The sequence below is a fragment of the Gordonia aichiensis genome, from assembly GCF_039946255.1.
Taxonomy (GTDB): Bacteria; Actinomycetota; Actinomycetes; order Mycobacteriales; family Mycobacteriaceae; genus Gordonia; species Gordonia aichiensis_A.
The window spans coordinates 1-24,070 of sequence record NZ_JBCDWL010000008.1 but is presented as its reverse complement, the minus strand read 5'-3'; the positions used below and the strand labels follow the sequence as shown (position 1 = coordinate 24,070).

At 69.1% G+C, this 24,070-nt stretch carries 23 protein-coding genes; 5 read left to right on the top strand and 18 right to left on the bottom strand.

All coding sequences use genetic code 11. The features are described from left to right. The first annotated feature begins 113 nt into the window (after positions 1 to 113). Together AAFO60_RS11140 and AAFO60_RS11135 are read left to right on the top strand one after the other, a co-directional pair. Positions 114 to 1,781: a TIGR03767 family metallophosphoesterase gene (locus tag AAFO60_RS11140; protein WP_347956269.1), complete on the top strand. Its 1,668-nt coding sequence runs from the start codon at positions 114 to 116 to the stop codon at positions 1,779 to 1,781. Between the two features lie 661 nt (positions 1,782 to 2,442). Next, positions 2,443 to 3,027, top strand: coding sequence for a TetR family transcriptional regulator (locus AAFO60_RS11135; RefSeq protein ID WP_347956268.1), 585 nt, complete (start codon positions 2,443 to 2,445; stop codon positions 3,025 to 3,027). Positions 3,028 to 3,059: 32 nt separating this feature from the next. On the opposite strand, the gene AAFO60_RS11130 is transcribed toward AAFO60_RS11135, so the two are convergent. The 13 genes from AAFO60_RS11130 to hpt form a co-directional block, all read right to left on the bottom strand. Further along, positions 3,060 to 3,509 carry a MaoC/PaaZ C-terminal domain-containing protein gene (locus AAFO60_RS11130; RefSeq protein ID WP_347956267.1) on the bottom strand — a complete coding sequence of 150 codons (450 nt, stop codon included), beginning with the start codon at positions 3,507 to 3,509 and terminating at the stop codon, positions 3,060 to 3,062. Further along, complete coding sequence (locus AAFO60_RS11125; protein WP_347956266.1) at positions 3,506 to 4,312, bottom strand: type III pantothenate kinase; 807 nt, start codon at positions 4,310 to 4,312, stop codon at positions 3,506 to 3,508. The genes AAFO60_RS11130 and AAFO60_RS11125 overlap by 4 nt, the downstream gene beginning before the upstream one ends. 14 nt (positions 4,313 to 4,326) lie before the next feature. After that, on the bottom strand, positions 4,327 to 4,752 hold the full coding sequence (gene panD / locus AAFO60_RS11120) for an aspartate 1-decarboxylase (protein ID WP_347956265.1): 426 nt from the start codon (positions 4,750 to 4,752) through the stop codon (positions 4,327 to 4,329). Between the two features lie 6 nt (positions 4,753 to 4,758). Then, complete coding sequence (panC, locus tag AAFO60_RS11115; RefSeq protein ID WP_347956264.1) at positions 4,759 to 5,664, bottom strand: pantoate--beta-alanine ligase; 906 nt, start codon at positions 5,662 to 5,664, stop codon at positions 4,759 to 4,761. Further along, a complete protein-coding gene (locus AAFO60_RS11110; protein WP_424326081.1) occupies positions 5,661 to 6,566 on the bottom strand; it encodes a Rossmann-like and DUF2520 domain-containing protein in 906 nt (301 codons plus the stop codon). The genes panC and AAFO60_RS11110 overlap by 4 nt, the downstream gene beginning before the upstream one ends. Positions 6,567 to 7,418: 852 nt before the next feature. Then, positions 7,419 to 8,432, bottom strand: a complete 1,014-nt coding sequence (locus tag AAFO60_RS11105) for a DUF6779 domain-containing protein (protein ID WP_347956262.1) — start codon at positions 8,430 to 8,432, stop codon at positions 7,419 to 7,421. Between the two features lie 116 nt (positions 8,433 to 8,548). Next, positions 8,549 to 9,097: a DUF3180 domain-containing protein gene (locus AAFO60_RS11100; RefSeq protein WP_347956261.1), complete on the bottom strand. Its 549-nt coding sequence runs from the start codon at positions 9,095 to 9,097 to the stop codon at positions 8,549 to 8,551. Beyond that, the gene (gene folK, locus AAFO60_RS11095; protein ID WP_347956260.1) at positions 9,094 to 9,615 is read right to left on the bottom strand and encodes a 2-amino-4-hydroxy-6-hydroxymethyldihydropteridine diphosphokinase; all 522 of its coding nucleotides are present in this window, start codon (positions 9,613 to 9,615) and stop codon (positions 9,094 to 9,096) included. Before folK ends, AAFO60_RS11100 begins: the two co-directional genes overlap by 4 nt. Next, the gene (folB, locus tag AAFO60_RS11090; protein WP_347956259.1) at positions 9,612 to 10,010 is read right to left on the bottom strand and encodes a dihydroneopterin aldolase; all 399 of its coding nucleotides are present in this window, start codon (positions 10,008 to 10,010) and stop codon (positions 9,612 to 9,614) included. Before folB ends, folK begins: the two co-directional genes overlap by 4 nt. Then, entirely contained in the window at positions 10,003 to 10,875 is an 873-nt protein-coding gene (gene folP / locus AAFO60_RS11085) for a dihydropteroate synthase (RefSeq protein ID WP_347956437.1), read from the bottom strand. Before folP ends, folB begins: the two co-directional genes overlap by 8 nt. A gap of 53 nt (positions 10,876 to 10,928) precedes the next feature. Next, on the bottom strand, positions 10,929 to 11,603 hold the full coding sequence (gene folE, locus AAFO60_RS11080; RefSeq protein ID WP_347956258.1) for a GTP cyclohydrolase I FolE: 675 nt from the start codon (positions 11,601 to 11,603) through the stop codon (positions 10,929 to 10,931). Between the two features lie 14 nt (positions 11,604 to 11,617). After that, positions 11,618 to 13,978, bottom strand: coding sequence for an ATP-dependent zinc metalloprotease FtsH (ftsH, locus tag AAFO60_RS11075; protein ID WP_347956257.1), 2,361 nt, complete (start codon positions 13,976 to 13,978; stop codon positions 11,618 to 11,620). A gap of 231 nt (positions 13,979 to 14,209) precedes the next feature. Further along, on the bottom strand, positions 14,210 to 14,773 hold the full coding sequence (gene hpt, locus AAFO60_RS11070; protein ID WP_347956256.1) for a hypoxanthine phosphoribosyltransferase: 564 nt from the start codon (positions 14,771 to 14,773) through the stop codon (positions 14,210 to 14,212). Between the two features lie 239 nt (positions 14,774 to 15,012). On the opposite strand from hpt, the gene AAFO60_RS11065 reads away from it, so the two are divergent. Both AAFO60_RS11065 and AAFO60_RS11060 read left to right on the top strand, forming a co-directional pair. Beyond that, positions 15,013 to 15,774 carry a hypothetical protein gene (locus tag AAFO60_RS11065; protein ID WP_347956255.1) on the top strand — a complete coding sequence of 254 codons (762 nt, stop codon included), beginning with the start codon at positions 15,013 to 15,015 and terminating at the stop codon, positions 15,772 to 15,774. 328 nt (positions 15,775 to 16,102) lie between these two features. Then, positions 16,103 to 16,834: a hypothetical protein gene (locus tag AAFO60_RS11060; protein WP_347956254.1), complete on the top strand. Its 732-nt coding sequence runs from the start codon at positions 16,103 to 16,105 to the stop codon at positions 16,832 to 16,834. Between the two features lies 1 nt (position 16,835). Here the strand turns inward: AAFO60_RS11060 and tilS are convergent, their stop codons facing one another. The 3 genes from tilS to dacB are packed head-to-tail and all read right to left on the bottom strand — an operon-like array spanning position 16,836 to position 20,315. Then, the gene (gene tilS, locus AAFO60_RS11055) at positions 16,836 to 17,795 is read right to left on the bottom strand and encodes a tRNA lysidine(34) synthetase TilS (protein WP_347956253.1); all 960 of its coding nucleotides are present in this window, start codon (positions 17,793 to 17,795) and stop codon (positions 16,836 to 16,838) included. 37 nt (positions 17,796 to 17,832) lie between these two features. Next, the gene (locus AAFO60_RS11050; RefSeq protein WP_347956252.1) at positions 17,833 to 18,906 is read right to left on the bottom strand and encodes a zinc-dependent metalloprotease; all 1,074 of its coding nucleotides are present in this window, start codon (positions 18,904 to 18,906) and stop codon (positions 17,833 to 17,835) included. Positions 18,907 to 18,926: 20 nt separating this feature from the next. After that, a complete protein-coding gene (gene dacB, locus AAFO60_RS11045) occupies positions 18,927 to 20,315 on the bottom strand; it encodes a D-alanyl-D-alanine carboxypeptidase/D-alanyl-D-alanine endopeptidase (RefSeq protein ID WP_347956251.1) in 1,389 nt (462 codons plus the stop codon). A 103-nt stretch (positions 20,316 to 20,418) separates the two neighbouring features. On the opposite strand from dacB, the gene AAFO60_RS11040 reads away from it, so the two are divergent. After that, complete coding sequence (locus tag AAFO60_RS11040) at positions 20,419 to 20,898, top strand: inorganic diphosphatase (RefSeq protein ID WP_347956250.1); 480 nt, start codon at positions 20,419 to 20,421, stop codon at positions 20,896 to 20,898. A gap of 547 nt (positions 20,899 to 21,445) precedes the next feature. Here the strand turns inward: AAFO60_RS11040 and AAFO60_RS11035 are convergent. Then, positions 21,446 to 23,143 carry an MDR family MFS transporter gene (locus AAFO60_RS11035; protein WP_347956249.1) on the bottom strand — a complete coding sequence of 566 codons (1,698 nt, stop codon included), beginning with the start codon at positions 23,141 to 23,143 and terminating at the stop codon, positions 21,446 to 21,448. Beyond that, positions 23,140 to 23,703 (bottom strand): MarR family winged helix-turn-helix transcriptional regulator, encoded by a 564-nt coding sequence (locus AAFO60_RS11030; protein WP_347956248.1) that lies wholly within the window; start codon positions 23,701 to 23,703, stop codon positions 23,140 to 23,142. The genes AAFO60_RS11035 and AAFO60_RS11030 overlap by 4 nt, the downstream gene beginning before the upstream one ends. Positions 23,704 to 24,070: the final 367 nt, after the last annotated feature.

The following is a 24,070-nucleotide window of genomic DNA, read 5'->3' as shown; positions in this document are numbered from 1 at the left end:
GTATCGAGACCTCGCACGCACCCGCACGCGCTTGAACAGCGCACAAACGCAGCATGACACGGAAGTGATCCACCAGGTCCGGATCGGCTGTGCGCCCGGTTACAGTGACAGCCATGTCGAATCGCCTGTCTCGTCGTCAGTTCCTGCGCGCGAGCGCCGCGACCGCGGGTGCGGTCGCCGTCGGCGGCGCCGCCGCCGGGCACGTCCACGCCAATCCGGCGGCGACCGCGAACACCGCCGGAACGACCCTCGCGCAGGTCGCCGCCCCAGGCCGGGCACGCAAGGGCGGCTACCGTCCGCTGGTGGCCGGACGCGGCTGGCCGCTGTACATCCGACAGGAGCTCGCGACAGCGAAATCGGGCCGCGAGACGGCCCGCTCGGCGGTGGCGTCGTTCGTCCAGCTCACCGACATCCACATCACCGATGTGCAGAGCCCCGCGCGTTTCGAGTACGTCCACCCGATCCAGGCGCCGGCCTTCCGACCCCAGGAGTCGCTCGGCACGCAGGGCGCAGTCGCCCTGGTCAAACGGATCAACGCCGTCGCGCGCGGCCCGTTCACCGGCCGCGCCTTCGACTGCGTGGTCTCCACCGGCGACAACACCGACAACCACGAGATCGTCGAACTCGGCTGGTTCCAGCACATCCTGTCCGGCGGCACGATCACCCCCAACACCGGCGCGAAGAACCGGTTCGAGGGCTTGCAGGCGCTGGGTTCGTCGCTGTACTACCGTCCCGAACTCGATTCGTGGGACATCTACAAGGACAAGGGCTTCATCCAGATCCCGGGCATGTTGCACGCCGCGATCCGCAGCCACACCAGTCCCGGCCTGAGCATGCCCTGGTACGCAGTCTTCGGCAACCACGACGACCAGATGCTCGGCACCGTGCCGAACAACATCGTCGACTGGTTGTACCTGTCGAACGTGAAGTACGACCTGCCCGACACCGATCCGACCGCCGCCGCCATCGGCCGCGCGCTGAGCAAGGACCCGTCGCAGTTGGGGGCGTTGCTGGCCGGGCTGCGCACCACCGGTCCCGCGATCCCGGTGACGGCCGACGCGAGCCGCCGCCCGTTCTCGCCGCGCGAGTTCATCCGCCGCCACTTCGATCCGGCGGTCAAGGGGGCGGGGCCGATCGGCCACGGTTTCACCGATCCCGACGGCCCGTCGTGGTACAAGTTCCAGATCGCCGATGGCCTCCTCGGCATCGCACTGAACACCACCAACAGTCTCGGCATCGCCGACGGCTCCATCAGCCGGCGTCAGTTGGACTGGATGAACCGGACCATCGCCACCCACCGCGACCAGCTGGTGATGGTCTTCAGCCATCACACCTCCACGACGATGACCGCCAAGCTGCCGAACCCGGAGACGCCCGGCGAAGCGCAGTACGACGGCGCCCACCTGGTCGCGCAGTTGCACCGGCATCCGAACGTCATCGCATGGGTCAACGGTCACACCCACCGCAACGAGATGATCGCGCACCGCGGAAAGACGGCCAAGCACAGCTTCTGGGAGATCAACACCGCCAGCCACATCGACTTCCCGCAGCTCGCGCGCATCCTGGAGGTCACCGACAACCGCGACGGCACCATCAGCATCTTCACCCCGCTGATCGAGGCAGACAGCCGCTACACGGCCGATCCGTCCGACCTCTCGCAGGCCGGCCTCGCCAGCCTGTACCGCGAACTGTCGTACAACGACATCCACCGCGACGACGACCTGCTCGGCAAGCCGAACGACCGCAACTGCGAACTGCTGCTGACGAATCCGCTGCACTGATTCGGGGTTCCGGACCGGGGTCTCGATACGCCCTCGGCTAGCGCCTCGGCCTACTCGACCACCCTGAGGAAGCGCCGCCTCCCAGGCCGATCGAGTAGCCCGCGAACGCCATCCCAGGCTGGTCGAGTAGCCCGCGAACGAAGTGAGCGAGCGTATCGAGACCCCCGACTCCGTCGGAACTTGTACCCCAGACAACCAACAACCGACGCAAAAACCGCAGGTCTCGATACGCCCTCGGCTAGCGCCTCGGCCTACTCGACCACCCTGAGGAAGCACCTCTGCCACAGAGCAGCACGCGAACACCCTCCCAGGCTGGTCGAGTAGCCCGCGAACGAAGTGAGCGAACGTATCGAGACCCCCACCACCCAGAACTCCGTCCGAAGTTGTCCCCCAGACAACCAACAACCGACGCAAAACCCCCAGGTCTCGATACGCCCTCGGCTAGCGCCTCGGCCTACTCGACCACCCTGAGAAAGCGCCGCCCCCAGGCTGGTCGAGTAGCCCGCGAACGGAGTGAGCGAGCGTATCGAGACCCCCACCACCCGGCCCCCATCGAAACTCGCACCCCAGACAAATGGCTATACAAACGCACTGTAAGCGTTAGGCGAATACCGGCCAATGGTCCATCGTAGAATTCGCGAGGAGCCTAAAGGAGACAGCGATGATCGATCCCAGAGCCGGCGACGCGGACCTGACCGCCAAAGCGAAGATCCGCAACGCCGCCCTCGACCTGTACGCCGCGCTCGGCGAGGATCGGGTGTCGATGCGGGCGGTCGCCGCGGCTGCGGGTGTCACGGTCGGGCTCGTCCAGCACCACTTCAAGACCAAGGACGGTCTCCGCAAAGCCGTCGAAGAACTGATCGTCGACTACCACCGCGTCGCGATCGCCGCCGCGCCGACCGACGGCACGCCGGCCCGGGTCGCGGCCGCACGCGATGCCGCCGTCCGCGAGATGCTGAACCAGAATCCGCCGGTGGTGAACTACATGCGCCGCGTCCTGCTCGACTCGGCGGTCCCGCAGACCCTGCTGACCCAGCTCACCGAGTTGAGCAGGCAGGAAGTGGTGAAGATGCGCGACGCCGGACTGGCGTCGACTCGCCGCAGCGTCGCCGACCAGACCGTCGGCATGATGGTCCGCAACGTGGGAGAACTGTTTCTGCAACCGCTGGTCGACGCGATGTGGACTCAGCTCAACGACGACGCCGCCGCACAGAAGCCCGCGTTGTCGGTGGACGCGCGCGTCTGACGGCGGCTCAGCGGGAGAACGGCAGGCAGCGCTCAGTCGGTTGGAGCGGCGTGCATGTACGACGACCCTTCCAGCCGCAGCACCGGCTTGCCGCCGACCCTCAATTCCGACACCGTCTCGACGAGCGCACGATTGCGGTCGTCGAACTCGATGCCGGTGACGGTGATCGTCCCGGTCAGCACGTCGCCCGGGCGGACCGGCCGCAGGAACGACATCTGCCGCACCTCCTTGCCCGCGATCATCGCCCACTCGTCGTAGGCGCCCAGCACCGACAGCCGCTGCATGATGGCCATCGACTGGATCCCGCTGGCGATCAGGCCCCGGTAGACGCCGGCATCGGCGACGTCTTCGTCGATGTGGAAGCCCTGCGGGTCCCACCTGGTGGCGAACTCGACGAGATCGTCCTTGGTGAGGGTGTAGTCGCCGAGCCCGAACTCCTGCCCGACCGTCAGGTCCCGGCCGTACACGCGCGATCGGTTCACGCCCTGCCCCTTCCCAGCCGACGGCTGCGTTCGTAGACCCGCCGCAGCCCGTCGAGCGCCAGGTGCGGATGGTGGTCGGTGATGCTCTGGCATTCGTCGAGCATCAGCGGCGCGAGGAAACCCGTGGCGACGACGGTCACGTCGTCGCCGCCGAAGCCCGGCACCTCGCGCCGGATGCGCTCCACCAGGCCGTCGACCTGCCCGGCGAATCCATAGATGATGCCCGACTGCAGCGCCTCGACGGTGTTCTTGCCGATCACGCTGCGCGGCGCCATCAGCTCGACCTTCCGGACGGTGACGGTGTGCTCGCTGAGCGCCTCGACCGCCAGGTTGACCCCGGGCGCGATGACGCCCCCGAGGAACTCGCCCTTCGCCGAGATCGCGTCGACCACCGTCGCGGTCCCGAAGGCGACGACGATGCACGGGCCGTCGGGGTAGTTCTCGTGTGCGGCGACGCAATGCGCGACGCGGTCGGTCCCGACCTCTTTCGGGTTGTCGACCAGCAGCGGCACACCGGTGCGGACGCCGGGTTCGAGGAGCACGTGCGGCCCGTTGCCGAAGTAGCGCGGCAGCATCTCGCGCATCTCGCGCAGCAGCGCGGGCACCGTCGACAGCCCGGCGACGGCCGTCACCTGCTCGATGTCGGAGCCCAGCAGGCCGCGCAGTTGCAGCGCGAACTCGTCGGCCGTCAGGTGCGGCTGGGTGTGGATCCGCCAGTCACGCACCAGGCGGGCGTGGTCGCCGGAACCGGCGAATACCCCGAGTGCGATGTTGGTGTTTCCGACGGTGACGGTCAGCAGCACGGGCCCGGTGCGCCTTAAACCGAAGCGGTGGCGAGGCCGCGCGGATCCTTCAGGCCCGAGCCCTCGGGAACGTCGGCGGGGTCGTCGCCCAGGCTGATCGGGGTGTTGTCGGCGTCGACGAAGACCACGTGCGGCGAGTAGTCGGCCACCTCGGCCTCGTTCATGACGCCGTAGGCGATGATGATGACCAGGTCGCCGGGGTGAACCAGATGCGCTGCGGCACCGTTGATTCCGATGACGCCGGTGCCGCGCTCGCCGGCGATGACGTAGGTCTCGAGCCGGTTGCCGTTGTTTATGTCGACGATGCAGACCTGCTCGCCCTCGAGGAGGTCGGCGGCGTCGAGCAGGTCGGCGTCGATGGTCACCGAGCCGACGTAGTGCAGGTCGGCCTGGGTGACGGTGGCGCGGTGGATCTTCGATTTCATCATGGTGCGGAACATCGGTGGTTACCCCTCTGTGTTGTTTTCCAGTGCATTCGTGAAGCCGGTGCCGATGGCGACGCCGACGTTGTCGATGAGTCGTGCCGGTCCGACTCGAGCGGCCACCAGCAGGCGGCCGTCTCCGATCTCCGGCGGTTCTTCCAGTCCCCGACCGCGCAGTTCGAGGTAGTCGACCTCGATCTGCGGTGCGGTCGCCAGGACGGCCCGAGCGGCGGCGAGGATCGCGTCGCGTCCCCCCGCGGCAGCGTGTGTGCCTGCCAGCAGCGCGGCCGAGAGGACCGTCGCGACTTCTCGTTCGGCCGGCGACAGGTACCGGTTGCGTGAGGAGAGGGCCAGCCCGTCGGCCTCGCGGACCGTCGGCACCCCGATGATCTCCACGTCCATGTCGAGGTCGCGGACCATCTGGTGGATCAGGATCAGCTGCTGGTAGTCCTTCTCACCGAAGTACGCCGCGTGCGGCGCGACGATGTTCAGCAGCTTGTTCACCACGGTCAGCATCCCGGCGAAGTGCGTGGTGCGCGACCCGCCCTCCAGGATGGCTCCGACCGGTCCGGGCATCACGCTGGTGCGCGGACCATTGGGGTACATCGACGACGCGGTCGGCGCGAAGACCAGTTCGACGCCGAGCGGTTCGAGCAGCGCGCAGTCCTCGTCGAAGGTCCGCGGGTAGGCGTCGAGGTCTTCGTCGGCGCTGAACTGCAGCGGGTTGACGAAGATCGACACGATCACCACGTCGCAGCGCAGTTTCGCAGTCTTGACCAGCTGCAGGTGCCCTTCGTGGAGCGCGCCCATCGTCGGCACGAAACCGATGCGTTTGCCCGCTTTCCGGAGGGTCGTGGCGACGCGGTGCAGTTCGGCGGGGTCCCGGTGGACGGTCAGCCGACCGGGTGCGTACAGGGTCGGTGCGGTCACGGTCGGTCCTCCAGGGCGTCTCGAAGGTCGGGGCCCGCTCCGCTCTGGGCGGCGGCCCGCGCCGACAGGGCGCGGTAGCCGTCCACCAGTTCGGTGTCGGGCAGGGCGGCGAGGGCGGCCAGGTGTCGCCGCACGGTGGCGGCGTCGTCGCGGGCGACGGGCCCGGTCAGCGCGGCCGGCCCCATCTCCAGCACGTTCTCCAGGGACGCGCGCACCAGCGGGCCGAGCACTCGCTGCGCGATCCCGGGGTCGGCGCCGTCGACGGTCGCGGTGGCGCGGCGGTCGCCCACCGGGCCCTCGATCGCCACGGTCAGGGCGGTGAGTGCGTCGCTGATCAGCGCGATCAGGTTGTTGGCGCCGTGTGCCAGCGAAGCGTGGTAGAGGGTGCGGTCGGCTTCGGCGATCCGGACGGGGGTGGCCCCCATCTCCAGGACCAGCGATGCGGCGATGGCGTCGCCGATCTCGTCGGCGGAGGTGATGCCGAAGCACGACGACGCCAGTCGCGCGGTGTCGTCGTCGGTGCCGACGAAGGTCATGGCCGGATGCAGTGCGACGGTGATCGCGCCGAGCGCGGCCAGGGGTGCCAGGATGTCGACGCCGTGCGCGCCTGCCGTATGGGCGACGATGGTGCCTGCCGCGGGCCGTGCGGCCGCGAGCTCGTCGACGACCTCGGACAGTCGGGTGTCGGGGACGGCGAGCAGGATCAACTGAGATCCGGCGGCGATGTCGGGGATGTCGGCGACGCGGGCCGACGGGAGTCGCTGTGCGGCGCGTGCGGCCGACTGCGGGGAGCGGGCGACCACGGCGCTCACGTCGTGACCGGCGGCCAGCAGAGCTTGACCGAGTGCGGTGCCGACGCGGCCTGCCGAGACGATGCCGACACGAAGGCGTGCCGGAGACATCGGTGAATTCACCGCCGTTCCTCCCATTCGTTCCAGTCCCGACTCGATCCGAGCCCTTGGGTACCAGACGTTCGGGGACAACGATAGGCGCGCAGCCCCTCCCCCGGCTACGCCGTGTGACAACTTTCACCGCAGGTTCTCGACTGACCCCCGACGAAAGCCCCAGGTCTCGATACGCCCTCGGCCCTGAGAAAGCACCCCTCAGGCTGGTCGAGTAGCCCTCCCGGGCCCGTCGAGCAGAGCCGTCCCAGGCCGGTGAAGCAGCCCGCCCAGACCCGTCGAACAGAGCCCTCCCAGGCCGGTGAAGCAGCCCGCCCAGACCCGTCGAACAGAGCCCTCCCAGGCCGGTGAAGCAGCCTCCCAGGCCCGTCGAGCAGAGCCCTCCCAGGCTGGTCGAGTAGCCCGCGAACGAAGTGAGCGAGCGTATCGAGACCCCAAACGAAAGCAGGTCTCGATACGCCCTCGGCTAGCGCCTCGGCCTACTCGACCACCCTAGAAAGCAGCCCTCCCAGGCTATGAACTGCCCTCCCAGGCCCGTCGAGAGAGCCCTCCCAGGCCGGTGAAGCAGCCTCCCAGACCCGTCGAACAAGAGCCTCCCAGGCCGGTGAAGCAGCCTCCCAGACCCGTCGAACAGAGCCCTCTCAGGCTGGTCGAGTAGCCCGCGAACGAAGTGAGCGAGCGTATCGAGACCCCAAACGAAAGCAGGTCTCGATACGCCCTCGGCTAGCGCCTCGGCCTACTCGACCACCCTAAAAAGCAGCCTCCCAGGCCCGTCGAGCAGAGCCGTCTCAGGCCGGTCGAGTAGCCCGCGAACGAAGTGAGCGAGCGTATCGAGACCCCGGTCCAGCAGGCTCAGTTGCGGCGACGGCGGCCGCCGCGACCGGATTCGGCGGAGGCGCTGGCGCGCAGGCGGCTCAGCAGTTCGCTGGCGGGGCGACCGGCCGAGTGGGCGCCGTCGGCGTCGTCGACCTCGGGCTCGGCGGCGCCGCGACGTCCGACCGGCTGCGGTGCGACCGGGGGTTCGTAGGCCTGCGCGGTGTAGGCGATCCGGTCGGCGCGCTCGCCGGGCTCCGGCACGACCTCGGGCTCCGTCGGGCCCTGCTGCTCGTAGGCCGCAGCCTCGTGCCTGGCCTGCTGGTATCCGGCGGCGGCCGGCGCCTCCGGCACGACCTCCGGTACGACCTCGGGCTGCATCTCACCGTACTGACCCGCATGAGGGTCGTCGGTGACGACCGGAATGATCTCGGTCAGCTCGCTCGGATCCACTTCCTCGGCGTCCTGCGGCTCCTCCGGAACGTGGCGCCCGCCCTCCGCGGGCGGCGCGGTGGTTGCGAAGTCGCGGTCGGCGACCATCCGATCGTCGGCCGCGGCAGGGGTGAACCCGGTCCCCGTCCCGAGCTCGCGCGGGCGCTCCAGGCCGATCGCCGCGCGCATGTCGGGCAGCGGCGTGCCCAGCAACTGCTCCAGGTTCGCCCGCAGCGCGAGCACCTGGGTCTTGAGCTCTTCCAGTTCCACGTTGCGCTCGGCGGTCACCTCGTGGCGGATCGCCGCCTCCACGTCGGACTCGTACTGTCTGCGCGCGGCGATCTCACGCTCGAGCTGCAGTTCGTAGACCAGCCGCAGGTCCTTGCTGCGCGATTCGGCGACGTCGGCCTGCCGCCGGTACTTGGTCACCAGCACCGCGCCGATCACCGCCGCCCACAGCGCGGCGATCACTGCGAGCGTCGCGGGAATCGAGAAGTCCTTGCCGATCACCATCAGCAGGCTGGCCACCAACGCCAGCACCACGAACAGTCCGATGAGCCATTGTCCGGGCGAAGACGGTCGCTTCTTGCCGGCCTCTTCGGATCGTTCCTTAGTGGTCATGCAGGCCAACTTACCGTCCGCATCGGCGCGACAGGCGTCACCGCGGTGTCCGTGTCGGAGGATCCCCGGACTCGCGCCGGTCCGAGAGCGTCGGCGAGGCAGCCGACTCGGCCGGGTCAGGCCGGCGTCGGACTGCCGTCGGGAGCGGTGTCGGCGGCGTCCTGATCCGGGTCGTCGGGGGTCCGGCAGCAGTGCTCCAGCCACAGTGCGGCGGCGGCCAGGACGACGCCGCCCACCAGCCCGACCACCGCGCCGGGGCGGTCGGCGCGTGCGGCGTCGAGGATCCCGTTCTGCATCAGGAACACCAGCACGCCGGCCCAGCCGCCCGCCGCGACCGCGCCGAGCAGGGCCGACGCCTTCGCCAGCGCCACCAGGCGTGCGGCGTTGATCGGATGGAGCTGCCCGCGCGAGCGGCCGACGTCGCGGTCGGCGATCCGCTTGCGGACGATGAACGCGATGACGACTTCGAGTCCGGCCAGCACGTACAGCGAGATCCCCGACAACCAGGGCAGGCTCGGGAACGAGCCGTAGTTGTAGTGGATGAGGAGCCACAGCGCCAGGCCCGCGACGATCGCGACCGCGAGCAGATCACGGATCCGGGTGGGCCCGAGCTTGTGTCCCTCGTCCTCCCCCGGCGGTTTGGGGCCGGCCGACGGCCCGGTCACAGCGGGTCCTCACTGCGGCGCACCCCGGCGACGTCGGCGGGATCGAGTTCGGCCACGAGGTCGGCGACGCCGCGCTCACCCTCGGGGGTCCACAGCCGCGCGTCGGGCTCGATCTCCAGCCACGGCACCAGCACGAACGCCCGCTGCCACGCCCGCGGATGCGGCAGCGTGAGCTCTTCGTCGTCGGAGCGCAGCACCCGGCCGGCCTGTTCGACGCTGACCACGTCGACGTCGAGGGTCCTGGGTCCCCAACGGACTTCGCGGACCCGGTCGGCGGCCCGTTCCAGTTCCCAGCACAGTTCCAGCCAGTCGCGCGCGGTTCGGCGCCCCTCGGCGATGAGCGTGATGTTCGCGAAGTCGTCCTGTTCCACGCCGCCCCACGGCGGCGTCAGGTACACCCCGGAGACGGCCCGCAGATCGGCGCCGAGCGCGGCGACCACGCTGCGCAGATGCGCCCGGACGTCACCGATGTTCGATCCCGCCGACAGGACGGCGCGGGTGACGACCGGCTCGGTCACGGTTCGGCCCGCCGCGCGGCCGCGACCGACCGCGTCTTGACCGACCGCCGCGTGACGACGGCGACGTCGTCGAAGGCCAGCGGGATGGGCGCCGACGGTTTGTGGACGGTCACCTCGGCGGCCGAGATCCGCGCATCGCCCATGATGGCGTCGGCGATCTCCGCACCGACCGTCTCGATCAGATTGCGCGGTGTGCCTGCGACGATGTCGTGCGCGGTCTGTGCGAGCGACCCGTAGTCGACGGTGTCGGCGAGGTCGTCGCTGGCCGCGGCGGCCTGCAGGTCGAGCCACAGGGTGATGTCGATGATGAAGTCCTGGCCGTCGCGTCGTTCGTGGTCGAAGACGCCGTGGTTGCCGCGGACGCGGAGTCCGCGCAGTTCGATCCGGTCAGCCATGTTCCCTACCTCTCCGGCCGCCGCCCCGCCAGGCGTGGGCCACTTCGATCGCGTCGCGGCTGGCCGCGACGTCGTGCACGCGCACTCCCCACGCTCCGCCGGCCGCCGACAGCGCCGAGATGGCCGCCGTCGCCACTTCGCGGCCGGCCGGGGGCCGGTCGACGCCGTCGCGGGCCAGCAGCGAGCCGAGGAAACGTTTGCGAGAGGCACCGATCAGCACCGGGAAACCGAGCCCGACCAGGGTCGGCAGCGCGTGCAGCAGCGCCCAGTTGTGGTCGCCGGTCTTGGCGAACCCCAGACCCGGGTCGAGGATGATCTGGTCCGGATCCACCCCAGCGGCTACGGCCGCATCCACCTGTCCGAGCAGTTCGCCCGACACCTCGGCCACCACGTCACGGTAACCGCCGGCCTCGTCGACCCGGTGGGTGAAGTGCCGCTGCCCGCTGGGCGCGTCGGCGGCCGGCCGCCAGTGCATCAGGATCCACGGGACGCCGGCGCCGGCGAGCACCCGCCCCATCTCCGGATCGGCACGACCGCCGGAGACGTCGTTGATCAGGTGGGCACCGGCCGCGAGGGCGTCGGCGGCCACCGAGGCGCGCATGGTGTCGACCGACACCCGCGCGCCCGCCGCGACGAGCTCGCGGATCACCGGAACCACCCGCGCCGATTCGGTCGCCGGATCGACCCGCGCCGATTCGGTCGCCGGATCGACCCGGCTCGCGCCCGGCCGCGTCGACTCGCCGCCGACGTCGATGATGTCGGCACCGGCCGCCAGCAGTTCGTGTCCGTGCGCGACCGCGTGGTCCTGGCGCAGGAATCGGCCGCCGTCGGAGAACGAGTCGGCGGTCACGTTCAGCACCCCCATCACGAGGGTGCGCTGCGGCTCGTCGGTCACGATCTGCCCCGGCCGGTCGCCGCTCACCGGGTGATGAGGTCGAGCGCTTCGCCGCGGGACACGGCGCTGGTCTTGAACAGTCCGCGCACGGCCGACGTCGTCGTCCGCGCGCCCGGCTTGCGGATCCCCCGCATGGCCATGCACAGATGCTCGGCCTCGATGACGACGATCACCCCGCGCGGATCGAGCTTGCGGACCAGCGCATCGGCGATCTGGCTGGTCAGCCGCTCCTGCACCTGCGGACGCTTGGCGTACAGGTCCACCACGCGCGCCAGCTTCGACAGCCCGGTCACCTGCCCGGACGCGCCGGGGATGTAGCCGACGTGCGCGACGCCGTGGAACGACACCAGGTGGTGCTCGCAGGTGGAGTACATCGGGATGTCCTTGACGAGCACGAGTTCCTCGTGGTCTTCGTCGAAGACGGTGGCGAGCACCTCGTCCGGGTCGATGTACAGCCCGGCGAACATCTCGCGGTAGGCGTTGGCGACCCGGTGCGGCGTGCGCTGCAGGCCCGCGCGATCGGGGTCTTCGCCGACCGCCAGCAGCAGCTCGCGGACCGCCGCCTCGGCGCGCTCCTGGTCGAAGACGCGCTCGACTCCGGCCGCGGCCACCCGCAGCGGATCGACGCCGTTCTCACCGCGGCCGTCCGGGCCCGATCCGTTCACATTGTCCTCGGTCACGTCGACGCTGTTCGTCATCTCGCCTGTTCTCCTCATCGCCCGTCGCGCGGGTCGTCGGCCGGCGGCCATCCCGGTGCCGACCAGTCGCGCGGGGCGCCGTAATCCGGTCTGGTGCCGTGCCCGTGGCGCGACGCGTCCGGCTCCTCGGCCGGCGGTCGGCCGTGCTGCCGGTCGGCAGGCTCACCGTAGTACGGCGGGGCCGCGGGCGGCTGACCCGGCTGACCGTTCGGCACCGGCTGGTGGGTGCCGGGCTGGTTCGTCCCGCCGTGCGGCTGCCCCTGCGCCGGCTGCCCCTGCGGCGGCTGTCCGTACGGCTGCCCGTACTGGGGCGCCTGGCCGTACTGGGGTGCCTGACCGTACTGGGGCGCCTGGCCGTAGTCGGGCGTCGTTCCCGGTGCGGGCTGGGTCGGTGCGCCGGGAGCCGGGGGCGCGACCGGCACCGGCTCTTCAACCGGCGGCCACGGCTCGCCGCGTTCGGCGGCCAGCTCGCCCGGCGTCTTGATCGGCGGCTTGGTGCTGGGCGTGCGCTCGCCGAAGACGTCGAACTTGGTGATGCGGGGACGTTTGACGACCTCGTCGAGGATCGCGTCGAGATCCTTGCGGACCAGCGTCTCCTTCTCCAGCAGTTGCCCGGCGAGCACGTCGAGGACGTCGCGGTACTGGTTGAGGATCGACCACGCCTCGGTGTGCGCGGCCTCGATGAGGTCGCGGACCTCGGCGTCGATCTCGGCGGCGACGCCGGTCGAGTACTCGGGCGCCGAACCCATGCCGCGGCCCAGGAACGGATCGCCCTGCTCCTGTCCGTACCGGACGGCGCCGAGTTTGGCGCTCATGCCGTACTCGGTGACCATCGCGCGCGCGATCTTGGTGGCCTGATCGATGTCGGAGCTGGCGCCGGTCGTCGGCTCGTGGAACACCAGTTCCTCGGCGGCCCGACCACCCATCGCCATCACCAGACGCGCGATCATCTCCGACCGCGTCATCAGTTCCTTGTCCTGCTCGGGCACGGCCAGGGCGTGCCCGCCGGTGCGCCCGCGCGCCAGGATGGTGACCTTGTAGATCGGGTCCAGATCGGGCATCGCCCACGCGGCGAGCGTATGGCCGCTCTCGTGGTAGGCGACGACCTTCTTCTCGTGTTCACTGATCACGCGGCTCTTGCGGCGCGGTCCGCCGATCACCCGGTCGACGGCCTCTTCGAGCGCTTCACCGGTGATGACGGTCTTGTTCTCACGCGCGGTGAGCAGCGCGGCCTCGTTGATGACGTTGGCCAGATCGGCGCCGGACATGCCGGGGGTGCGCTTGGCCAGCCCGTCGAGGTCGGCGTCGGGCGCGATCGGCTTGCCCTTCGAGTGCACGTTCAGAATCGCCTTGCGCCCGGCGATGTCGGGGTTGCTGACCGGGATCTGCCGGTCGAAGCGGCCCGGGCGCAGCAGTGCGGGGTCCAAGATGTCGGGGCGGTTGGTCGCGGCCATCACGATGACGCCCGACCGGTCGCCGAAGCCGTCCATCTCCACCAGCAGCTGGTTCAGCGTCTGCTCGCGCTCGTCGTGACCGCCACCCATGCCCGCGCCGCGCTGACGGCCCACCGCGTCGATCTCGTCGACGAAGATGATGCACGGGCTGCTCTGCTTGGCCTGCTCGAACAGGTCGCGCACCCGCGAGGCGCCGACACCGACGAACATCTCGACGAAGTCCGAGCCGGAGATGGTGAAGAACGGCACCCCGGCCTCGCCCGCGACCGCGCGCGCCAGCAGTGTCTTGCCGGTGCCGGGCGGACCGTACAGCAGCACGCCCTTGGGGATCTTGGCGCCGAGTGCCTGGTAGCGGGCCGGATTCTGCAGGAAGTCACGGATCTCGTCGAGCTCTTCGACGGCCTCGTCCGCACCGGCGACGTCGGCGAAGGTGGTCTTCGGCATGTCTTTGCTGAGCTGCTTGGCCTTCGACTTGCCGAAGCCCATCATCCCGCCGCGGCCGCCCTGCATCCGGCTCATCACGAAGAAGAACAGGCCGAACAGGATCACCATCGGCAGCACGAACACCAGGATCGACTGCCAGATCCCCGAGTCCTTGGTGACGTTGGTCTGGTATTCGGCACCGCTCTGGGCGACGGCGTTGAAGATCCGCGGCGTCACCCCCGCCGGGTACTGGGTCGAGATCTTGGTCGGTGACGCGTCGCCGACCTTGACCGGGGTGTTGAGCGTGATCCGGAGGCGCTGCTCGCGGTCGTCGATCTGGACCGACTTCACGTTCTTCTTGTCCAACTGGGTCATCGCGATCGACGTGTCGACGTCGGTGTACTCGCGATCGGAACTCCGCATCAGACTGAAGCCCCAGATGGCGAACAGAATGACGGCCACGATGGCCAGATTCCGGAACAGTGTCTTGCGATTCATGCGTGCACGCGTGGGCGCGGGTCGACGTGTTGGTTGTTCACCACGTCGTCGCGCCCATTTGTCCTTCCCGTCGGCTCGGAATACGAGGCTACCTGTAGGCGGCCGGAACCCTGCCCTGCTGTCGTCGTCCTCGCAGCCGTCGACCGCACAGCGGTCGGCGCCGTCGGGTCCTGACTCCGGTCGTCGACCGAACGGTGAACGGTCGACGCGCGCCCGGAGTTCCGGGACCGGTCAGTTCGAGTACACCGACGGATGCAGCCTGCCGACGTACGGCAGATCGCGGTAGCGCTCGGCGTAGTCGAGGCCGTAGCCGACGACGAACTCGTTCGGGATGTCGAAGCCCACATCGGCGACCTCCAGGCTGGCGCGCACGGCGTCGGGCTTGCGCAGCAGCGTCACCACCTCCAGAGAGCGCGGCGACCGCGTCGCGAGGTTCTTGATCAGCCACGACAGAGTGAGCCCGGAATCGATGATGTCCTCGACGATCAACACGTCGCGGCCGGTGATGTCGCGGTCGAGGTCCTTGAGGATGCGGACCACGCCCGACGACGACGCGCCCGAGCCGTAGCTCGAGACGGCCATGAACTCCAGCTGCGACGGGATCGGCAGGGCCCGCGCGAAGTCCGTCATGAACATAACGGCGCCCTTGAGGACGCCGATCAGCACGAGGTCGTCGGGTCGGTCGCGGTAGCGCTCACCGACGGCGCGAGCCATCTCCACCGTTCGCGCTTGAATCTGCTCCTGGGTGATCAGGACTTCTTCGATGTCGTCGCCATAGCTGTCGTCGCGCTCCACCCCTACAGCTTCGCATGCCGCACCGAATCGCCGAGAGCGGGTTTGCCCAGACGCGGACAGATCTGAGGTCGGTGTCATCCGTTCGGATTCCGAACAGGCATTTCTGCGCCGAGAGGTCAATGAAATCCCATTTTTAGGCACGATTTCGACGCTCCGATTGGTACCACCCTAGGCGTCTTGGGATATTTGACGCATTCCTCAGCGGCCGCATCGGCCACTTCCTGCCGATGGAGGCAACCTTGTCATTCCCTGCGACGCCGTCGTTCCCCGCGCCACGCCGAGTCCTGCTCGCCCTGCTGGCCTTTCTCACCGCCCTGCCGCTGATGGCGACCTCGTTCGCCACCGGTGCCGCCAGCGCCGCATCCGACCAGGCGCGGGCCCAGGTCCGCACCGACGACCGCAGCGTGCTGGTCTCGGTCGCCAACGCGTCCGTGGCCACCGAGGACGGCCACCTCGTGTTCCGCGACACCGCGGGCGCCGTCGTGGAGCGGTTCCCGCTGACCTTCATCGGTCCCGACAAGCGCACCTACCCCATCGACGCCTCGGTGAAGGGGAACTCGGCCCGCCTGACGCCGTCGAAGGACCGCGCCCGCTCCGCCACGACCGACGTCGCGCTGCTCAAGCGCACCGAGGTGGCCGACGAGAACGGCTACAAGTCGCGCGACGAGCGCAACGACGCCGCACTCACCCGCCTCGGCAAGGAGGTGGCGATGGGCGTCACCGTCACCACCGTGATCGGCGCTGCGATCGGTGCGGTGCTGGGCGGCATCGTGGGCTGCGTGGCCGGACTGGCCGCCGGACCGCTGGGCTGCTTCTTCGCGGGCATCCCGCTCGGCGCCGCGGCAGGCACCGGCATCGGCGTGATCCTCGCCGGCGGCGTCGCCGGCGCGGCGGTGATCCGCTACTTCGACACCGTCACCAAGCCGTTCAAGCACGTGGAGACGCCCAAGAGCGAGAAGGCCAAGAGCGACAGCAAGACCGAGAGCAAGACCACGAACTGATCGAGTTTCGGAGCGCCTTGCGCTCCGCCTGACTCCGCACACGGGGCCCGTTCGCCGCACCTGGCGAACGGGCCCCGTTTCGTCGTGTCCGCACCCGGCTTCGGCGAGGTGCTCGGCAGCCTAGAAGAACGGGGCCGCCCTTACCAGACGGCGTCACCCTGATGAACGTCACCCGAACGGTGTCAAAATCACAGCATTTTCTCATCCTAACCCGGCGAACAAGTCAAACCAGACACGAAAAAGGTGTCTTTGTCGCACAGATCTGGCATATTTATCACGAACCCGCGTCGGGGCGGTCACAATTTTCACCAATGTGAGAGGGGGACTCATGTCTCTGAAGAATGCGTTACGCAACACACTCATCGCACTGCTTGCGGTGATCACAGCCCTACCGTTCCTGGTTTCGCCTGCGCACGCGGCGCCGAACAACGGTGCCGTCAAGGTCACGGCGGAGGTCTACAACAATCCGCAGACCTTCAACAGCCCCAAGACCTATAACGGCGAAGTGCGACTCAACGTCCTCAATGGCAGCGTTGACATCAAGGACGGCTACCTGCGCTTCCTCGACAAAAAGGGCAAGGTCCTCGAGCAGTACCCCCTGAGCTTCATCGCACCCGACAACCGGACCTACCCGATCGACGCGACCGTGAAGGGCAACACCGCCACGCTGGTGCCGGTGAAGGACGTTTCGCGTTCGGTCAAGACCGATGCGGCTCTGCTCGCGAAGACGAACGTTGCGGACAAGGACGGCTACGCATCGAAGAAGGCTCGCGATGATGCAGCCCTTGCCCGGCTCAATCAGGAGTTGGCAGCAGGCGGCACCATCTCGGCGCTGATCGGTACTGCGGTTGGCGCGGTCATCGGGGGATTCCTTGGCTGTGCGTTCACTGCAGTTACCCTCACCCCGCTCGCTTGCGTTCTGGTGGGTATCCCCGCCGGTGCTGCCGCAGGCGCGATCATCGGTACCGTCGCGATCGGCGGCCCCGCTGCATTGGTCTCGATCCAGCGTTACTTCGACACGATCAACAAGCCGTTCAAGGACGTGACGCCGAAGCGCTGATCTACCTCGGCACGCGCTTCACTCGAAGTTCCCCGGCCCGCCTCGTCACGACGAGGCGGGCTTCTTCGTCTCCGCCGACGGCCACCGGCCCCTGGCCGTGCCAGTCGGTGACGAGGTCGTCGACCGCGGTGACCACGCGGAACGCAGGCTCGGGAGCGCCCACCGACCGCAGCCAGTCGCGCAGCACCCGGGTCCGCACGGCGGCGGGCGCGTCCGACAACGGTTCCAGATCCAGAACGCGGCCGTAGGCGCACTCGGCGAGCAGTTCGGCGGCCGGTGCGTCGAGGGCGTCCCCGTCGTCCTGCAGTTGCCGCGCCGTGCGGGCCAGCGCCTGCGGCACTCCCCCGCCGAGCACGTCGTCGAGCAGCGGCAGCACCTCGCGGCGCAGTCGTACGCGGGTGAACCGCGGGTCGTCGTTGTGGGGGTCGTCCCACACCGGCAGCGACCACTCGGCGCAGGCCGCGCGGGTCTGGGCGCGGCGGACTCCGAGCAGCGGCCGGCCCCACGGCGCACTCCACTCGCGCATCCCGGCCAGTGAGCGAGCACCCGATCCGCGGCCCAGGCCCAGCAGAACCGTCTCGGCTTGGTCGTCGAGGGTGTGGCCCAGCAGGACCGGTCGCCGGGCGCGGGCCTCGCGCAGCGCCGCATACCGCGCGCGGCGGGCGGCCGCCTCCAGTCCGCCGGCGCCGTCGACGGTCACCGCGCACACCTGCGCCGACGCCCCCAGCGTCTCGGCCGCGCGGGCGGCCCGCCGGGCCACCTCGGCCGAACCGGCCTGGAGCCGATGGTCCACCACCACCGCGTGCACCGACAGTCCGGCGTGGACGGCCGCGGCGGTCAGCGCCAGGGAGTCGGCGCCGCCGGACAGGGCCACGCACACCGAGGCGTCGTCGAGGTGCTGTTGCGCGAAGCGTCGCACCGCGCCGATCAGCGCGCGCTGCGTCGCCGACCCGGACGTCATCGGTACCGCCTCGTGCGGCTCGCCGCGGTGCGGCGGCTCAGAGCACTCGTTCGATCCACTTGTCGGGCTCGTCGATCTCCGCCATCAGCGGCAGCGTCTCCGGCGAGGTCCACACCGTGTTGAAACGCTCCATCCCCACCTTGTCGACCACGTGGTCGACGAAAGCCTTGCCGCGCACGTATTGCGCGATCTTGGCGTCCATGCCGATGAGGGCTCGGATGAGTCGTTGCAGCGGGTTCTTGGGGCCGCTGCGACGGTGGTCGAAGGCCGCGCGGATCGATTCGACGGTCGGCACCTGGGCGGGGCCGACGGCGTCCATCACGTGGTCGGCGTGCCCTTCCAGCAGGGTGCCGAGCACCAGCACGCGTTCGAAGGCTTCGAACTGCTCGGGCGACTGCAGCAGCTGCATGAGCCCGATGACGCCCTTCTCGCGCGGCTTGCCGCTGCGCAGCGACTCGGTGATCCGGCCGACGAGTTCGGTCACCGACTCGTTGTCCTCACCGGTCAGCAGGCCGATGTTGGTGCGCATGTAGTCGGGCAGCCACGGGTTGGCCGAGAACTGCACGCGGTGTGTCACCTCGTGCAGGCACACCCAGAGGCGGAAGTCGGACGGGTCGACGCGCAGTTGCCGTTCCACGGAGATGATGTTCGGCGCCACCAGCATCAGGACGCCGGGCTCGCCGGTCTGCGGGTCGAGGCTGAACGGGTCGTACTGGCCCAGGATGGCGCTGGACAGGAAGGCCAGCAGCCCGCCGGCCTGCACGCCGGCGAGTTTGCCGGTCACGCCCCGCCCGGCGGGCTGGTCGTGGCCGTCGGCGGGGCCGAGCATCGCGGGCATCGAGCGGGCGGCGGCGTCGATCCAGCCCGACCTGTCCAGGATCTGCGCGGTCGGCACGGCCAGCCCGTCGGCCAGACCGGTCACCTCGCGGACGGGCGCTTCGGCGCGGACGGCGGCGTCGGCCAGTTCGGCGTACGCCTGCTCGGCCGTGTAGCGGGTGATCCGCGGGCCGGGGCGGGCGACGCGTTTGCCGACGGTGGCCGCCAGACCCCAATCGATGTTCTCCACCGGGCTGTGCTCGGAACCGTCCGATTCCACGGCAACGCTGTTCACAGTTGTTCCTTCCGGTCGTCTCACCCGCGGCAGCCGCAGTCGCGGAGCGCGCCGACCACCGCGTCGACGGCGGGTCGGGCGTCTGCGGGCGAGGTGCCGCCGGAGATCATGGCGAAGGCCAGCACGCGGCCGTCGACGGTCTGCACTACTCCGGTCAACGAACTCACGCCGGTCAATGTTCCGGTCTTGCCGCGCACCCAGCCCGCGCCGGCGGTCGCCTTGGGGTCGAACCGGTCGGCGAGGGTGCCGGTGCCGTGCGCCACCGGCAGCGAATCGAGCAGTGAGCGCATCTTGGGGTGTCCCGCGCTCGCGGCCGCCGACATCAGCTCGTCGAGCAGCGAGGCCGGGACGCGGTCGGAGTACGAGAGCCCGGAGGCGTCGACCAGGGTGGCGTCGCCGACGTCGAATCCGTTGCTGCGCAGGGTCTTCAGCACCGCGTCGGCGCCGCCGGCGATGCTGGGCTCGTTGCCGGTCGCCTGCGCGAGTTCGATCGAGAGGGTTTCGGCGAGGATGTTGTCGCTGAATCGCATCATGTCGCCGACACGGACCGTCAGCGGCGCCGACTTCACCGAGGCGACGGTTTGGGCGGTCGACGGCGCGGTCACCTCGTCGACCTTGCCGTTGAGGCCGAGCGCCTGCGCGAGTGCCCGGCCGGCCGCGACGGCCGGTTCGTCGGTGCGCGGCGAGTACTCGTCGCTCGGCTTGTTGCGGGCGCCGTCGATCATCAGCGAGGTGATGGGGGCGATGTCGCCGCCTTCGACGTCACGGCGGTCCCACGTCTTCTGCATCGTCGGACCGGTGTAGAGCGAGGTGTCGACGGCCACCGAAGTGACGTGGCGGCCCGACCGTTTGATCTGCGCGGCGAGGTCGTCGATGCGTGCGGGGTCGGAGTAGAACGACGATTCGTCGGCGGGGGTCGAGGTGAGGGTCGGGTCGCCTGCGCCGACGAGGATCGCCTGCCCGTCGTCGCCCATCACCACCTTGGTGGTCAGGCGTGCGTCGTGCGGCAGCGCCAGCAGCACGGCGGCGGCGGTGAGGATCTTGGCGTTCGACGCCGGCACGCGCGGCTTGTCAGCGCCCTTGGACCACAGCACCTGCCCGGTCAGGGGGTCGGACACCTGGCCGGTGAACTCGCCGAGCGCCGGGTCCTTCAGCGGCGCGGCGAGTGCTTTCTGCACTCCGCGCGGGGTCGGCTCGGGTGCGTTCCGCGAGACGGGCACGATGCTCGGTTCCACGACGATCGGGCCGGGCTGCGCGGGTGTGCCGGCGGGGATCGGGTCGGCCCGATTCTGGTAGATCCACCAGCCGACACCGGCGCCGGCGACCAGCACGATCACCAGGAGGAAGATCAACGTCCATCGCAGGACTCTGCGACGCACAGGCGCGGTGGTTGTTGTCGGCTGGGCCACTTATCCTCCGGTCTGTGGTCGGCGATCGCCGTCGTTAACAGTATCCTTGACAGCCGTTGAAGCAATTTCTGGACAGTCCGAGATGCAACACGTAGGAGGCAGCATGGAGTTCGAGGTCACGATCGAGATCCCCAAGGGTGGTCGCAACAAGTACGAGGTCGACCACGAGACCGGGAAGATCTACCTGGACCGCTACCTCTACACCCCGATGGGTTACCCGGCCGACTACGGCTACATCGATCACACCCTCGGCGAGGACGGCGACCCGCTGGACGCGATGGTGCTGCTGCCCGAGTCGGTGTTCCCGGGCGTCATCGTCAAGGCCCGCATCGTCGGCATGTACACCATGACCGACGAGGCCGGCGGCGACGACAAGCTGCTCGCCGTGCCCGCCGACGATCCCCGCTGGGACCACATCCAGGACGTGAGCGACGTCAACGAGTTCGAGCTGAAGGCCATCGCGCACTTCTTCGAGCACTACAAGGACCTCGAGCCCGGCAAGGAGGTCACCCCCGGTGGCTGGGTCGGCAAGGACGAGGCCGCCAAGGTCGCGCAGGCCGCGGTCGACCGCTACCAGCCCTGATCCCCGCATGAAAGAACCGGCCGGCCCCTTGGCCCGGCCGGTTCTTCGCATCCTGCCCCCAGCTCCGCCGCGCGTCTCCTCGCCCCGACGGCCTCACCCCAGGCCGCGTCCTAGGCTGGTCGAGTAGGCCGAGGCGCTAGCCGAGGCCGTATCGAGACCCCCGCACTGAGCGAGCATCCCAGGCTCACCGAGTAGCCCGCGGCCCATCAGGCTGGTCGAGTAGGCCGAGGCCCTAGCCGAGGCCGTATCGAGACCCCCGCACTGAGCGAGCATCCCAGGCTCATCGAGTAGCCCGCGGCCCATCAGGCTGGTCGAGTAGGCCGAGGCCCTAGCCGAGGCCGTATCGAGACCCCCGCACTGAGCATCCCAGGCTCATCGAGTAGCCCGCGGCCCATCAGGCTGGTCGAGTAGGCCGAGGCCCTAGCCGAGGCCGTATCGAGACCCCCGAACTGAGAGCCCCCAGGCTCATCGAGTAGCCCGTGGCCCATCAGGCTGGTCGAGTAGGCCGAGGCGCTAGCCGAGGCCGTATCGAGACCCCCGCCCCAACTCAGCCCGCGACCACCGGCTTGGGGTCGTCGTCCTTCTCGGCGGAGTCGGGCGGGCGTCGCAACGACACCTCCGTCCAGGTGATGGTCCCGATGATCGACAGGATCGACACGATCGACACCGACAGGAAGACCTTGTCCATCGAGTCGGTGAACCCCTTCTTGATCGGATGCGACAGCGCCGCGGGCAGCCGTTCGATCACCGACGTGTCCTTCATCGCACTCTCGGCGCCGCCTCCGGTGCCTGCGGGATCGTGCGCGGCCGCGATCAACGACCTGCCGAATGCCGCGACCTGCGGGTCGCTGCTCGACGCCGCCTCCTGCACGGCGGCTTGGAATGCGGGAGTCTTCGCGGCCGCCTGCATCTCGTTCGAGATGTTCGGTCCCATCGTGGAGAACAGCAGTGAGAAGAACACTGCGACGCCCAGCGTGCCGCCGATCTGGCGGAAGAACGTCGCCGTGCCGGTCGCCATCCCGGTGTCGCGGACCGGCAGGATGCTCTGCATCGCCAGCATCAGCGGCTGCATCAGGTTGCCGAGGCCGAAGCCGAGTCCGGCGGCGGCGAGCATCACCAGGTACAGCGGCGTCTCGGTGCTCACGTAGTGCAGCAGGAACGACATCACGGTGATGAGGATCGATCCGACCACCGGGAACACCTTGTAGCGACCGGTGCGGGAGATCAATTGTCCAGCCATGATGGAGCCGGTCATCATGCCGACCACCATCGGCAGCATCTGCAGGCCGGCGACCATCGGGCTCGACCCGCGCAGCACCTGGAAGTACTGCGGCAGCATCGAGATGCCGCCGAACATCACCGCGCCGACGACCAGCGACACGACGATGCCCTGCACGAACACTCGGTTGCGGAAGACGCGCAGCGGGATGATCGCCTCGTCGCCCATCCGGTGCTCGATGGCGATGAACGCGGCGACGCCGATCAGTCCGATCGCGTAGCAAAGAATGCTGTTCACCGAGGTCCAGCCCCAGTCGCGGCCCTGCTCGGCGACGATCAACAGCGGCGCGACGGCCACCGCGACCGCAGTGGCACCCCAGTAGTCGGTGCGGTGTCCGGCCAGCTTCTGCTGCGGGTAGTTCAGGACGCGGTACACGACGACGAGGGCGACGAGGCCGATCGGCACGTTCACCAGGAAGACCCAGCGCCAGCCGGAGACGCCGAGGATGGAGTCGGCGCCGGCGAGGAAGCCGCCGAGCACCGGTCCCAGCACGCTGGACGTGCCGAACACTGCCAGGAAGTATCCCTGGTACTTGGCTCGTTCGAGCGGTGTGACGATGTCGGCGATCGTCGTCAACGCGAGGGTGAACAGGCCGCCGGCGCCGAGTCCCTGCAGGGCGCGGAAGGCGGCCAGCTCATACATCGACGTCGCCATGCTGCACAGGAGCGAGCCGACGATGAAGATGGCGATGGCGAGCAGGAAGAATTGCTTGCGCCCGTAGATGTCCGACAGTTTGCCGTACAGCGGTGTCACGATCGTCGACGTGACCAGGTAGGCGGTGGTCACCCACGCCTGCAGGTCGTAGCCGTTGAGGTCGTCGGCGATGGTGCGGATGGCGGTCGAGACGATGGTCTGGTCGAGCGCGGCCAGGAACATGCCGATCATGAGGCCGCTCATGATCGTCAGCACCTGACGGTGGCTGAGGTGCTTTCCGGGGAAGTCCGCGGACTTGGATGGTGAGGTCATGAGTCACCCTTCGGGGTGCTGGGACGGTCGTTGGTGGGCGGGTGCCCCGCTGGGCGGCCCGGGACCGGGCCGTCGTTCGGGTTCGGGTTCGGGTCGCAGGCGACGATCCGGTCGGCGACGGCGCGCTCTTCGAGTGCCGTGACGAACCGGTCGAGCAGGTGAACGAAGGTGACGAACTCGTCGTCGGTCCAGTCGGCGACGGTCTCTCCGACGAGCCGCCGACGCGACTGCGCGATGGCTTCGACTTTGGATCGGCCGGCGTCGGTCAGTACCAACTGCGAGGCGCGTCCGTCCTGCGGGTGCGCCTCGCGTCGCACATAGCCTTCGTTCACCAGTTGCGCGACGTGTCTGCTGGTGGTCGACGGATCGGTCACCAGCCGTTCGGCGAGGTCGCGCGACCGCATCGGGCCGTGCCGCAGGACGAACAATGCGCGGTAGGCGGCGGTCTCGACCACCGACCCCTCGCCGGCCCACGACCCGGTGTGCAGCGCGCGGTCGCGCAAGCGCGCGTATCGACTCAGCGCGACGAACATCTCGTCGAGTCGTTCCGCTCTCGCCATGAGCCGCACTCCCGCCGCCGATGTTCTCGATACTTGCAGTCCGCAATCAGTTGCGGACTGCAAGTATGCGACCGCGCCGCCGCCTCCTGCAACCATCTTCTTCCCGCCGAAACCGACGCTCCTCGCGTACGACGCGCCCGCAGGAGGTCGCGGCGCTACCCGAGCTCCCCAGGCTGGTCGACCGAGGTGCGAGCCGAGTCCCCACAGGCTGGTCGAGTAGGCCGAGGCGCTAGCCGAGGCCGTATCTCTAATGGGTATTGGCTGGTCTGGTGCTAGCTGGAAGGCTTGGTTCTAGCTCCTTGTCCGAGTGGGACTGGTGTCGTATGTGCGGCCATCATGGTGGGCTTCGTCTCGACTTGTCAGCTCG